The organism is Saccharibacillus qingshengii, assembly GCF_013185195.1.
Lineage (GTDB): Bacteria > Bacillota > Bacilli > Paenibacillales > Paenibacillaceae > Saccharibacillus > Saccharibacillus qingshengii.
This window is the reverse complement of record NZ_JAAZWC010000012.1, coordinates 70,221-83,236: the sequence shown is the minus strand read 5'-3', so window position 1 is coordinate 83,236 and position 13,016 is coordinate 70,221. Positions and strand designations below refer to the sequence as shown.

9 protein-coding genes are annotated in these 13,016 nt (G+C 60.8%); 4 read left to right on the top strand and 5 right to left on the bottom strand.

The features are described from left to right. Positions 1-10 precede the first annotated feature (10 nt). Entirely contained in the window at positions 11-1,282 is a 1,272-nt protein-coding gene (locus HRQ60_RS12295; protein ID WP_172196123.1) for a hypothetical protein, read from the top strand. Between the two features lie 337 nt (positions 1,283-1,619). Then, a complete protein-coding gene (locus HRQ60_RS12290) occupies positions 1,620-2,195 on the top strand; it encodes a hypothetical protein (protein ID WP_172196122.1) in 576 nt (191 codons plus the stop codon). Here the strand turns inward: HRQ60_RS12290 and HRQ60_RS12285 are convergent. The 5 genes from HRQ60_RS12285 to kdpF form a co-directional block, all read right to left on the bottom strand. After that, a complete protein-coding gene (locus HRQ60_RS12285; RefSeq protein ID WP_172196121.1) occupies positions 2,179-4,524 on the bottom strand; it encodes a universal stress protein in 2,346 nt (781 codons plus the stop codon). The genes HRQ60_RS12290 and HRQ60_RS12285 overlap by 17 nt on opposite strands. 60 nt (positions 4,525-4,584) lie before the next feature. Continuing rightward, the gene (gene kdpC, locus HRQ60_RS12280; protein ID WP_172196120.1) at positions 4,585-5,151 is read right to left on the bottom strand and encodes a potassium-transporting ATPase subunit KdpC; all 567 of its coding nucleotides are present in this window, start codon (positions 5,149-5,151) and stop codon (positions 4,585-4,587) included. Positions 5,152-5,235: 84 nt separating this feature from the next. After that, positions 5,236-7,266 (bottom strand): potassium-transporting ATPase subunit KdpB, encoded by a 2,031-nt coding sequence (gene kdpB, locus HRQ60_RS12275; RefSeq protein WP_172196119.1) that lies wholly within the window; start codon positions 7,264-7,266, stop codon positions 5,236-5,238. Positions 7,267-7,297: 31 nt separating this feature from the next. Then, positions 7,298-8,983 carry a potassium-transporting ATPase subunit KdpA gene (gene kdpA / locus HRQ60_RS12270; RefSeq protein WP_216671568.1) on the bottom strand — a complete coding sequence of 562 codons (1,686 nt, stop codon included), beginning with the start codon at positions 8,981-8,983 and terminating at the stop codon, positions 7,298-7,300. A gap of 73 nt (positions 8,984-9,056) precedes the next feature. Continuing rightward, complete coding sequence (gene kdpF / locus HRQ60_RS24130) at positions 9,057-9,137, bottom strand: K(+)-transporting ATPase subunit F (protein ID WP_172196169.1); 81 nt, start codon at positions 9,135-9,137, stop codon at positions 9,057-9,059. Between the two features lie 488 nt (positions 9,138-9,625). Between kdpF and HRQ60_RS12260 the strand changes: the two genes are divergently transcribed. Further along, complete coding sequence (locus tag HRQ60_RS12260) at positions 9,626-12,316, top strand: ATP-binding protein (protein ID WP_172196118.1); 2,691 nt, start codon at positions 9,626-9,628, stop codon at positions 12,314-12,316. Then, on the top strand, positions 12,306-13,010 hold the full coding sequence (locus tag HRQ60_RS12255) for a response regulator (RefSeq protein WP_172196117.1): 705 nt from the start codon (positions 12,306-12,308) through the stop codon (positions 13,008-13,010). The genes HRQ60_RS12260 and HRQ60_RS12255 overlap by 11 nt, the downstream gene beginning before the upstream one ends. Positions 13,011-13,016: the final 6 nt, after the last annotated feature.

Below are 13,016 nucleotides of genomic sequence, written 5' to 3'. Positions count from 1 at the left end.
GACGAGCAAGATGAAATTTCAATTTAAACCGGCCGTTCTCGGCATGGCGATTGTAGTAGGTCTGACAGGAGTAGGGGTGAGCGCGGGAAGTCTGGTATCTGCGGAAGGTCCGGCAGCTGCCACAGCCCCGGCAGCCGCAGTCCCGACAAACGTATTGGCCAATCCGGACTGGACGCTCGAGATTCCCGCCGGTCAAGATATCGAAAGTCTGTTTGACTTTGCGACGCTTGGCACAGACAACGTCTATTTCCGAACGGAACAAGGGGAGAGCTCCTTTGTGGTGCAGGCACTCGACCGGAAAAACGGAGACAAGAACAGCTGGAAATACGATTTCCGGGCAGGCACCAAGATGCTGAGCGGCGGTGATCTGGCCTACGGTACCAACGGCGATGTCTACTTCCTGGGCAAGCGCGCCGAAGACAAGACCCATACGCTTCGCGCCGTAAGCAAGCAGGGGAAACTCAAATGGACGACGCCAGTCGAAGTGGAGATCGGCGGAGACCTGCATGCGATGCCAAACGGCGATATCTTGCTGCTCAGTTCCGTACAAGGGCCAAAGAAAGCCGAAATGTATACGTTATTGCGGACGTTCGGTCAGGACGGCAAACTGAAAAGCGAGAAAAAGGTGGAGGTTTCCCGAATATTGGAAAACGGACAGGTTCTGGGCGATGCTCCTACGCTACAGCTGTACGCCAGTATCCATGCATTGTCCAAGCCGATCCTCGACTACGCCATACCCAAAGACTACATGCTGTTCTACAATTTCCATTCGAATTCTTCGGGCCCAGCGGTCTATCCGCTTACCGGCGGCGGAACCGTGATAGAAATCTACAAGGATGTCAAAATCAAAAAGAGCAAGTCCAATGAAGCCGGCATCGGGTCGAAACACATGATGGTCGTTTTCGACGCCAAAGGCAAGAAAACATTGGAGCGCCCGCTGGCGGATGACGAAACGTTCGTAACCGCAGGCAGCGGATACATTCTGCAAAAAGGACAGACTTTCGAAGCCTACGATGCCAACAACAAACGGACAGGGACCCAAACGCTGGAAGGCCGAGATCTGTGGATGATGGTCGCCCCAAGCGGAGAAGTCACCGTAACGAGCAAAAAAGACGGCAGGTTCTACGCATTGAACGCCAAAACGTTAAGCAAGGTGCATGAAGTCGATATGAATGCCGATGCGGAGCGCGTTAGAGGGTACTCCTTCTACTACGCCGGTAAAGGCGAACTGTACATGCTCGGCCGCGGAGAAAAAACGGTATTCCGCTATACGTTGAAATAAAGAAACAAGCTGCACACGTCCTGAGCTAGCAGAAAGAACAAAAAGAGCCTGCGCTTGAAGCAGGCTCAGGCTGTCGAGAAAGTCCCATTCGTGTGAAAAGCTTGTCGGCTGCGGGAGAAATTCGTTTCGGTCGCGTGTTGAAATCGGGAAAAATGATCAAATTTCAATGGAATTTTCCCGATTTCAAAGGCGAACGCTGGCGCTCCTACACTGAATTTCTCCCTTCGCCTCCTCGCTTCACTCGGAAGCAGACCTTTCTCGACACGTTGAGCCTGCGCTTGAAGCAGGCTCTTCTTACTGTTTCCTATAAAGTGGTGGAGATTCCGTGTTCCCGCCGTTGTCAGAACCACGAGCAGTACGAGTCCGCCCGGTCTATCAGATCGGACGAAACAGGCCGTCCGATCGCGGCGGAGGTTCGCGCCGCCTGGACGAGAGCCTCCGGCATCAAGCGAACAGGCGCATGCTGCGACCGTCCGCCGCTATGGGCGCGGCTGTCCGCAGCCGGAGAGACCTGCGCGTCGGAGCCTTGCGCCGAAGCCCGGGCGGCCAGGCCGCCCAGCAGTCCGGCCGCGCCGAGGCCGAGCAGCAGGCGCGCACCGGACCGGCGCGCTTCCCGCGCGGCGAGCAGATCGGCCAGTGTGCGCGCAGCCAGCGCGTACTGCGCCGGGTGCCGCTCCCGCGCGCCCCAGCGGTCGGCCGCGATCGCGGCCGCCGCTTCTTCCGGCGCCAGGCCGCGCAGGCGCCGCAGCCGGCGGTTTCTCCGCAGGACAGCTTCAGCAGGCCGTATCGGCGGACGGTCCTGCGCGGCTCTTTCGCCCCGGCTTCTTCGACAAGGTCAAACGCAAACAGTTCGATCCCGGACAATCCGCCTTCGTTCATTCTGGGATGCGCCTCCTTTATTCTTCCCGTTTGACCTGCGCGGCATGGTCGAACCTTGCGACCACCAGCAGATCCATATGCCGGGCCGTGCGCAGCAGGCGGCGGGTCAGTGAACCGAACAGCAGACGGTAAGCGGCGGGCCGCCGGGTCTGGCCGACGATAAGCTGCGTGCAGCGCCGGGCGTCGGCGCGCATCAGCAGTTCTTCGTGCAGGCGGCGCGCAGGCACCCGCTGCCCGAGATCGAACTGTCCGCCAAGCCGCCGGGTCAGCCGCTGAAGCTGTTCGATCCGCTCTTTTTCCCGGGCTTCGGGGCAGACTCCGTCCGGAATATAGCAGACATGCCACGAAGCCTTGAGCCGGTAGGCGATCCGGAAACCGCGCCGGATCAGCCGTTCGGCGTTATCGCTCAGCGTGATCGCGACGAAGATGACTTCCTCGCGCCGCCAGGGACCGCGCAGCGAAGTGCTGCGTTCCCACGATTCCAGCCGTTCGTCCACATCGTCCGCGATTTCGCGCAGCGCCAGTTCCCGAAGCGCGATCAGATTGCCCGTTTTGAAAAAGTTCCCCAGCGCCTGGTCTACTTTTTCCCGGGCATAGATTCGTCCTTCCCGCATCCGCTCCTGCAGCGCTTTGGGCGTGACGTCGATCAATTCGACTTCGTCGGCCAGGTGCAGGAGAGAGTCGGGCACCGTTTCCCGCACGCGCACGCCGGTCAGCTGCTCGACGTTGTCGTTCAGGCTTTCCAGATGCTGCACGTTCATGGTGGAGATGACGGAGATGCCGGCGTTCAGAAGGCGGATGACGTCTTCGTAGCGCTTTTTGTTAAGACTGCCGGGAACGTTCGTGTGCGCCAGTTCGTCGACGAGGACCACTTCGGGGTTGCGGGCGATAATCGCATCCGCGTCCATTTCTTCGAGCTGGGCGCCTTTGTAGGAGAAGACGAACCGGGGCACCTGCTCCAACTCGCCGACCTGGGCCTGCGTCTCGCGCCGTCCGTGCGTTTCGAGCAGACCGACGACGACATCGATGTTCTTTTTGCGCAAAATATTGCCTTCCCGCAGCATGGTATACGTCTTGCCTACACCCGGAGCGGCACCGATGTACACTTTGAACCGGCCGCGCTTGAGCTCCTCGATCCGCCTGCCGGCTTGTTCTTCGCTGAGACGGCGGTAAGGACCGGCGGGATCGCCGAGCGGTTCTTTGCGTTTGGTCGGCAGAATCCGCTCGCCGCCGCCGGCCGTCCGGTCCGCGACAACGAACACGTCCGCGTTGCACATGCGCTTGACCATTTCCGCCACGATCGAACCTTTCCAGAATTCCTGGGCCCGCGTCTGGTTCGAGTGTCCGATCACGATACGCGAGACGTTCTGTTCCAGCGCAAGACGGACGAGTGTCGGCGGAATCTCGCGGCGGGAGCCGATCTTGATCTCATGCAGCGCCGCCCCGATCTTCTCGCACAGCTTGCGGATCGAGCGGCGGAATTCTTCGCGTTCCGGACCGAGCCGGTCACCCGCGTTGACGAACGTGACGACCGACAGTTCGCCGCCGAGCCGCTGCGCAATCTGCTGTCCCCGGCGGATATGGATCGAACCGTTCCAATGGTATTGGGCGGACACCAGAATATGTTCCGAGGTGCCCGAAGCGCCGGTATACCCTTGTTCGTCGCGGTATTTGAGCAGGCTTCCGTTGACGCCTTCGGCTACGAGCCGCAGCGTCAGTTCGCGCAGGACGCCGATATTGCCGCGGCTGAGCCGCGTCTTGTCCGGCATATTCGTGAGCAGTCCGTCTTCGATCCGCGCCAGCAGCGCTTCCGGCGTGACGTCGATCAACCTTACCTCGTCCGCAAGCTCCAGCGTGTCGGACGGAACCGTTTCCTTGACGTCGATCCCGATCAGTCTGCGCGCCATCTCGGTCACGCCCTGCAGTTCGTAGACATTGACGGTGGCGATGACGCTGATCCCTTGGGTTAGCAGGAAGCGGATATCGTCCAGCCGCGAACTGTTCGGAGCGCCGGGGCGGTTGCGGTGCGCGAGTCCGTCGGTCAGCAGCACTTCCGGATTGCGCTTCAAAATGGCGTCCAGATCGAGGTCTTTGCGTTCGGTGCCGTCTTGGGTAGTCCAATGGATGCTCGGAATACGCTCCAGTCCTTCCAGCTGCTCGATCGTTTCCGGTCGGCGCATGGTCGATACGGCGCACAAGGCAACGTCGATCCCTTGGGACTTGAGCGTCTGTCCGTCCCGGAGCATGTGATACGTCTTGCCGGAGCCGGACACGGCTCCGATGATAATCTTCAGCCGGCCGTTGTAGAGAGCATGGATCGACTCCAGAATCTCCTCCGGCGATTTGCGTTTGAAGTCGGGCATAAGGATTCTTCCTTCCGATTGATCCTTGAAGCTTGCGTCTGGGCGAGTGGAACCGAAGGATTAACGGGCCGCCTGAACATCCAGATTCAGTTCCAGCACGTTGACGGCGGGTTCGCCGAACAGACCCAGCGAACGGCCCTGCGTATGCTGTTCGATCATCTGCTTAAGCTTGTCCGCCGCGATCCCGGTTGCCGCGCTGATCCGCGGAACCTGCGCTTCGGCGGAAGCCGGGCTGATCTGCGGATCGAGGCCCGAACCGGAGTTGGTTACGAGGTCGATCGGCAGTTCGGACACGGGCACGTCGGGATTCTCGCTCTGCCAGGCAGAGACCGATTCCTGCGTGCGCAGCAGCAGATCCGGATTGGACGGCGCGTAGTTCGGAGAACCGGAACCGTTCGCGTCGTAGTCGATACTCGACACGCGGCCGTGGAAGTAGCCGGGATCGGTGAAGCTTTGGCCGATGAGGCGCGAGCCGACGACCTGTCCTTGGGCGTTCTCGATCAGGCTGCCGTTGGCTTTATCCGGCGCGGCGGCCTGGGCGACGGCCCAGACGGCCGCGTTATAGACGAGGCAGCACATAATCGCCACGGAAAAAGTAGTGCGCAGCGTCACCCATATGATTCGCATGAATAATTTCCTCCAGTATAAGCGGGGCGGGGCCGAAATTCCGGTATCAAGCGGGTTTCGGCCGAGCCGCAGATTTTGATGGGTTTAGATAAATACCTGGACGACCAGGTCGATCAGCTTGATTCCGACAAAAGGTACGAGGACACCGCCGAAACCGTAGATAAGCAGGTTTTTGCCGAGCAGACGGCTCGTACTCATCGGCTTGTAAGCGACGCCGCGCATGGCCAGCGGGATCAGCATCGGGATGATGATCGCGTTGAAGATCAGCGCGGACAGGATCGCCGACAGCGGGGAATCGAGCCGCATGATATTGAGGGTCTGCATCTGCGGAACCGCCAGCATGAACATGGCCGGAATGATCGCAAAATACTTGGCGACGTCGTTGGCGATACTGAACGTGGTCAGCGCGCCGCGCGTCATGAGCAGCTGCTTGCCGATCGCGACCACTTCGATAATCTTCGACGGGTCGGAATCCAGGTCGACCATGTTGGCCGCTTCCTTGGCGGCGACGGTACCGCTGTTCATGGCGATACCGACATCGGCTTGGGCCAGAGCGGGAGCATCGTTCGTGCCGTCGCCGGTCATGGCGACGAGCTTGCCTTCGGCCTGCTCGCGGCGGATCACGGCGATCTTGTCTTCCGGCGTGCTCTCGGCAATAAAATCGTCCACGCCCGCTTCGCGGGCAATAGTGGCGGCGGTCAGCGGATTGTCGCCCGTACACATGATGGTCTTGATGCCCATGCGGCGCATCTGTTCGAACCGATCGCGCATGCCGGGCTTGACCGTGTCCTTGAGGTAGATCAGGCCGTAGATCTTCTCGTCGACGGCGACGGCAAGCGGCGTACCGCCGGCGGTCGCGATCGCGGCGCTGCTTGTTTCAAGGTCGCTTGGAATCGTGCCGCCCTGCGAGAGCACCCACTGTTTGACCGAGTCGACCGCGCCTTTGCGGACTTTGCGCCCGTCCGCCAGGTCGATGCCGCTCATTCTTGTCTCGGCTTTGAATTCGATAAACTCGCCGCCTTCGGCCAGCTCTTCATCGTAGGGGAATCCGTTCTTTTTCATCAGTTCCAGCACCGAGCGGCCTTCCGGCGTCTCGTCGCGCAGCGAACTGACCGAAGCCCAGTACGCCGTCTCGTCTTCGCGGCTGCCCTGAACGGCGACGAATTCGCTTGCCATCCGGTTGCCGAACGTGATCGTGCCCGTTTTGTCGAGAATGATCGTATTGATATCGCCGGACGCTTCGACCGCTTTGCCGGACATGGCGAGCACGTTGAACTGGGTCACCCGGTCCATGCCCGCGATGCCGATCGCGGACAGCAGCCCGCCGATCGTGGTCGGAATCAGGCAGACGAGCAGAGCGATCAGGATCGGGATTTCCATTTGGATGCCGAGGAAGTCCGACAGGAACGGCAGCGTGACGACGACGATCAGGAAGATCAGCGTCAAGCTGACGAGCACCGTGTTCAGCGCGATTTCGTTCGGCGTCTTCTGGCGCTTCGCGCCTTCGACGAGCGAGATCATCCGATCGAGGAACGATTCGCCGGGATCGGCGGTGATCCGTACTTTGATCTTGTCGCTGACCACTTTGGTGCCGCCGGTAACGGAGCTGAAATCGCCGCCCGCTTCCTTGATGACCGGGGCGGATTCGCCGGTGATCGCCGATTCGTCGACGGAAGCGAGTCCTTCGACGACTTCGCCGTCGCCCGGAATCATCTCGCCGGTCGAGACGACGACGAAGTCGCCTTTGCGCAGTTCGGACGCCGGCACGACCTTGATCGCGCCGCCGCTCGACACTTTGTTGGCCGCGACGTCCTGTTTTGTTTTTTTGAGCGAATCGGCCTGGGCTTTGCCGCGGCCTTCGGCCAGCGCTTCGGCGAAGTTGGCGAACAGCAGCGTCAGCAGCAGGATGACCGAGGTGACGACGTTGAACCAGCGCGGCACGGTGCCGCCGAACGCGTCCGGCACGAAGCACAGCAGCAGCGTGACGAGAAATCCGATTTCGACGACGAACATGACCGGGTTGCGCAGCATGATGCGCGGATCGAGCTTCACGAACGACTGCCGCAGGGCGGCGCTTGCGATCTCCCCGCTCAGCATGGTCTTTTTCTTATCCATAAATCAGCGTCTCCATTTCTAAGTAAGAGGTTTACAGCGTCAGCTGTTCGGCGATAGGGCCGAGTACGAGTGCCGGGAAGAACGTCAGCGCGCCGACGATCAGCACGACGCCGACGAAGACGGCTCCGAACATCGCAGTGTCGGTGCGGAACGTGCCGGACGATTCCGGAATCCGCTTCTTGACTGCCAGCGAACCGGCGACCGCAAGCAGCGTCACCATCGAGAGATAACGGCCGAGGAACATGACGATACCGGTCGAGATATTCCAGAATGCGGTTGCGTCGCCCAATCCTTCGAAGCCCGAACCGTTGTTGGCCGCCGCCGAAGTGAACTCGTACAGCGCCTGGGTCAGACCGTGGAATCCCGGATTCGAGATCGTCTCCGGATGGGTGGCCAGCGCGATGGCCGTCGGCACCAGGATCAGGAACGGCTGAATCAGCAGCGTGACCGCGATCAGCTTCATTTCTTTGCCTTCGATCTTGCGGCCGAGGAATTCCGGGGTGCGGCCGACCATCAGGCCGGACAGGAACACGGCGATGATCGCGTACATCAATACATTCAGAAAACCTACGCCCATTCCGCCGAACACGGTATTGAGCATCATGTTCGCCAGCGGAACAAGCCCGCCGATCGGGGTCAGCGTATCGTGCATCGTGTTGACGGCTCCGGTCTCGGAAGCTGTCGTAACGACGGAGTAGAATGCGGATTGTGCGGTTCCGAGCCGAACTTCCTTGCCTTCCATCGAACCCTGGCTGTGCTCGACGCCCAATGCGTTAAGCGCCGGGCTGCCCGCGCTTTCGGCGGCAAGCGAGATACTGGTCATCACGATCAGCATCAGGAACATCGATACGAAGAGTACCCGGCCCTGCTTGACCCGGCCGACCATTTTGCCGTAAGCGTAAGGAAGCGACGTTGTAACGAGGAGCATGAGCAGCAGCTGCAGCAGGTTGCTCAGTCCGTTCGGATTCTCGAACGGATGTGCCGAGTTGACGCCGAAGAAGCCGCCCCCGTTATTGCCTAATTCCTTGATTGCGAGGAACGAAGCGACAGGGCCCCGTGCAATGTTCTGCTGCGCGCCTTCCAAGGTGGTGACTGCGGCAGCCGGTTCGAACGTCTGGGGCACGCCCATGAAGACAAACAGCAGCGCCGATACGAAAGCGACCGGCAGCAGCACCCGTGTAATAGCCCGAATCAGATCGGCGAAAAAGTTACCTGGCGCCCGTCCGGTCATGCCGCGGATGAAAGCCATCACGAGTGCCAGACCGGTAGCCGGTGAAGTGAACATCATGAACACGATTGCTGTCGACTGGGAGAATATAGACAATCCGCTCTCGCCGCTGTAATGCTGCAGATTGGTATTGGTCATAAAACTGATCGCGGTGTTGAACGCGAGCGTCGGTTCCATGTTCGCGATGCCGGCCGGATTCAGCGGCAGCAGTCCCTGGAAGCGGAGCACCAGGTAGACGAGCAGGATCATGACGGCATTGCTTGCGACCAGCGAGACCGCGTACGTTTTCCAACTTTGATTCTCTTCGCGAATGCCGCTCACTTTATAGATGAGCCGTTCGAACGGTCCGTAGATCCGGTTCAGCCGATTGGGGCCGTAATCGAATGCCGCGGCCAGGTACAGGCCGACCGGCTTCGCCAGCGCCAAGGCGATCAGCAGCGTGACGGCGATTGCGAGGATGCTGATAGTAGTCACAAAACTTCCCTCCATCTGATGGGTCGGCCGCGTACGGCCGACGAACAATTTCGATTCTTGCGCATGCCGGTTTGCCGGATGCGGCGGTTCAGAACTTTTCCGGGTTAATCAGGGCGTAGCCCAGATACAGGAACAATAGGGCGACGATGCAGGCGAGCAGCACGATCATCGTTCTTCACGTCCTTCCCGGGTGACTCGGCCGGACCAGGCGGAGAGGCCCAGCGCCGCCAGGGTCATCACGGCGACGAGAGCGAGCATCAAGATGTCGGTCATGGATTCAACCTTCCTTTGGGTTCAGGATATCGGGCCGCGGACGCCGGCTTTGTCGGCCGCGGCGTCCGGTTCGGACTCGCGATTCATGTTCCGTATCGTAGTCCTGCCGCGTCGCTCTGTAAAACGGATAAAAATCGAAAAAAGATCGTTGAAGGCTGTTGGAGATGTTTTCGGCGATAAAAAAGGTGATATAATCGGTTTAACTCCCGTATTCGTCCGTTTATTCGCTTTATTGTCTATTTTTACGTTTTTTTTACACCTTTGCTCCAGATCTTTATGCCTTTTTTACGGGGTGGGGAACCGCCGATTTGACCGCTGCCCTGCCGCATGTCTTATACTTGAAGGAGAAGGAAATGCAGGCCTTGGGCCGACGGGAGAGCAAATGTGGACGACTTGGACAAGAGAGGGCTTCGCAGAGGCCGATTGACGCTGTTTATGGGAGCGGCCCCCGGATCGGGCAAGACCCAGGCCATGCTGCGGGCGGCTGCGCGGGAAGCGGCTTCCGGCGTACCGGTAAGCTGCGCGGTTTCCGGAGCGGAAGCGCAGTACCCCGATACGCAGGCGCTGCTGCGGGAGGCGGGTCTTCCGGATGCGCCGCAGCGCGGAGGCGACCTGGATGTGGAGGCGCTGCTGGACGATAAGCCGGGGCTTGTCGTCGTGGATCGGCTGGAAGCGCGCAATTCCAAACGGGCGCTGCGCGTCAAAAGGTATATGGATGTAGAGACGCTGCTGCTGAACGGAATCGACGTCTACGCCGCGCTGAATATCGGTCACGTGGAAAGTCTGAACGCATTGGCGAGCCGGATCTGCGGGCGTCTCCTGACCGAAACGGTGCCCGATGCGTTCGTCGAACAAGCAGATGTGCTGCGGATCGCGGATGCGCCGCCGGAAGAAATGAAGCGCCGCAGTATCGCGCCTCCCTGCGGGGAAGAAGAACTGTTCGCGCTTCGGGAAATGCTGTTTCGTTTCGCGGCCGAGCGGATGGACAGCAGGCTCGACGCTTATCTGCACGGCCGCGAGGGCGATTCGCCGGAGCCGTGGCCCGTGGCGGAGAAAGTCATGGTTGCGATAGGAAGCGGCCCGTCGACGGCTGAACTGCTGCGGATCGGACGCCGGACCGCTGCGGCGCTCAAGACGTCGTGGATCGCGGTCCACGTGAAAAAGCCCGAGAAGCCCCTCGGCTTATCGGCTTCTATTCAAGGCGACCCCGAGCGCAGTTTGCGGCTTGCCGAAGAATTGGGCGCGGAAGTATTCGTACGCGACGGACGCAGCGTGAGCGCAGAGCTGCTGCATTTTGCGGAACGCCAACATATCCGGCAGATTATCGTCGGAGAAACGCTGAGGCCGCGCTTCGGGCTGAGGCTGCGCCGGACGCTCGCCGAAGAGCTGCTTCGCGGCAGCCGGGGGATCCAGATCCGCGTGGTGCCGGCAGCCGCGGACGCGGAACCGCCGCAGACGGATCGGCGGAGAACGAAGCTTCCGCCCGGAGGGCTGCCCGGCTGGGCGTCTTACGTGCTGATTACGCTGATGACGGCGCTGATGACCGCGATTATGCTCAAGTACGCGCCGATGCTGGAGATCGTGAACATCGCGCTGATCTATCTGTTTCCGGTGCTGCTGTTCGCGGTCTACGGAGGGATGGGTCCGTCGCTGTTTGCGGCCGGAGCGAGCGTGCTGGCGCTCGATTTCTTCTTTGTCGCGCCGCAGCTGAGTTTTACCGTGTCGGATCTGCGTTATCTGATCTCGTTCGGCGTCTATCTGTCGGTGGCTGCGCTGACGTCGAGTCTTGCCGGCCGGCTCAAACAGCAGCTGCTGCAGGCGCGTCAGCGCGAAGAGCATACGGCTTCGCTGTACGCGTTCAGCCGCCAGATCGGAGCGGTCTCCGATATCTCGTCCCTGCTGGACGGCATGACGCGCCAGCTGTCGCAGACGATCGGGGCCGAGACGTCCGTTTATTTGCCGGATGAAGACGGACATCTTCGCCGCGTGCACGCTTCGGCGGGCTTCTCCGACCACGGAGACGGCGAAGAACGCGCCCGGGAAGAAGAAGTGGTGGCGGGGATGGTCTTCGAAGACGGGGAAGCCGCCGGTCGGGGATCGGACACGCTGCGCGAACTGCCGGGCCGCTACATGCCGCTGCGCACCGAAGCGCGGACATACGGCGTACTGGCCGTGCGGCTGCCCAAGCAGGGCGGAAGCGGCACTTCGCTGACCGGCGAACAGCAGCGGCTGCTCGAAGCACTGTGCGACCTGGCGGCTGCGGCCATCGCCCGTTTCAAGCTGGCCGAAGAAGCCAGACTGGCGCATCTCACGGCCGAATCGGAGCGTCTGCGCACCGCGATTCTGGATTCGGTGTCGCACGAGCTGCGGACGCCGCTTGCGACGATCGTCGGCTCGGCGACGGGATTGATCGACAGCGACGACCTTTTTTCGCGGGAAGATCGCATGGAGCTGCTTACGACGATCCGGGGCGGCGCGATGCGCATGAACCGGCTCGTACAGAATCTGCTCGGCATGGTGCGGCTGGAGAGCGGCATGCTGACCCTGCGCCGGGAATGGTGCGATGTCCAGGATCTGATCGGGGTGGCGCTCTCGCAAATTCGCGATATTCGCGGAAGCCGGGAGCTGTCGCTTCATATTCCGGACAACCTTCCGATGGTACGGGGCGACGAAGTGCTGCTGGAGCAGGTGCTCGGCAACGTTCTCGGCAATGCGATCAAATACGGTCCGGACGGCAGCACGATCGGCATCGAAGCGCGGACGCAGGGCGGCATGCTGGTCCTGTCCGTCTCGGATGAAGGGCCGGGGATTCCGGAGGGAGAGCGGCAGCGGATTTTCGAGAAATTTTACCGGTCCGATTCGACCAGCCATGTCGCGGGAACGGGCCTGGGTCTGGCGATCTGCAAAGGCATCGTCGATCTGCATGAAGGTACGATATCCGCGGAGCCAAGAGCGGACGGCAGAGCCGGGACGATCGTCGCGATTCGGCTGCCTGCCGCGGCTGCGCCGAAACTGCCGGATGCGGAGCATGACTTTCGGCCCGGCTCAGAGAGGGGAATGAACGATGACGAATGAGAACGGATCGGGGACGCGCATCCTGATCGTGGACGACGAACCCCAGATCCGCAAGCTGCTGCGGGTGACGCTGGCGGCGCACGGTTATACGGTGCATGAAGCGGGAACGGGGGAAGAAGGCGTACTGCAGGCCTCGATGCATGCTCCCGAGCTGATCGTCCTGGATCTGGGTCTGCCGGACCTGACCGGGATGCAGGTATTGGAACGAATCCGGGAATGGTCGGGCGTTCCGGTCATCGTGCTCACGGCCAAAGACCGGGAAGAAGACAAGATTGCCGCACTGGATGCGGGAGCCGACGATTACGTGACCAAGCCGTTCGGGATGGGCGAGCTGGTGGCGCGGATCCGCGTCGCGCTGCGCCATACGGCCAAATCGGCGGAGGAGCCCGTGATTCGCAGCGGTAACCTGGCCATCGACCTGGCGCAGCGGATCGTCGAGCTGAACGGTGAACGAATCAAGCTGACGCCGACCGAATACGATCTGCTCAAGGCATTGGCCTCCCATGCAGGCAAAGTCGTGACCCAACGCCAGCTGCTGCAGCAGGTATGGGGCAGCCGGCACGATGAAGGCGACAGCCATTATCTGCGGATCTATATCGGGCATCTGCGCAAGAAGCTGGAGGAAGATCCGTCCCAGCCGGAGCTGATCGTAACCGAACCGGGAGTCGGATACCGTTTTCTTATCCGGGAATGATATAAT

Bases quoted from the DNA above. Each gene is read 5' to 3' on its own strand.
- HRQ60_RS12295 (WP_172196123.1), top strand. From the start codon at position 11: ATGAAATTTCAATTTAAACCGGCCGTTCTCGGCATGGCGATTGTAGTA.
- HRQ60_RS12285 (WP_172196121.1), bottom strand. From the start codon at position 4,524: ATGCCCGACTTCAAACGCAAATCGCCGGAGGAGATTCTGGAGTCGATC.
- kdpC (WP_172196120.1), bottom strand. From the start codon at position 5,151: ATGCGAATCATATGGGTGACGCTGCGCACTACTTTTTCCGTGGCGATT.
- kdpB (WP_172196119.1), bottom strand. From the start codon at position 7,266: ATGGATAAGAAAAAGACCATGCTGAGCGGGGAGATCGCAAGCGCCGCC.
- kdpA (WP_216671568.1), bottom strand. From the start codon at position 8,983: ATGGAGGGAAGTTTTGTGACTACTATCAGCATCCTCGCAATCGCCGTC.
- kdpF (WP_172196169.1), bottom strand. From the start codon at position 9,137: ATGATCGTGCTGCTCGCCTGCATCGTCGCCCTATTGTTCCTGTATCTG.
- HRQ60_RS12255 (WP_172196117.1), top strand. From the start codon at position 12,306: ATGACGAATGAGAACGGATCGGGGACGCGCATCCTGATCGTGGACGAC.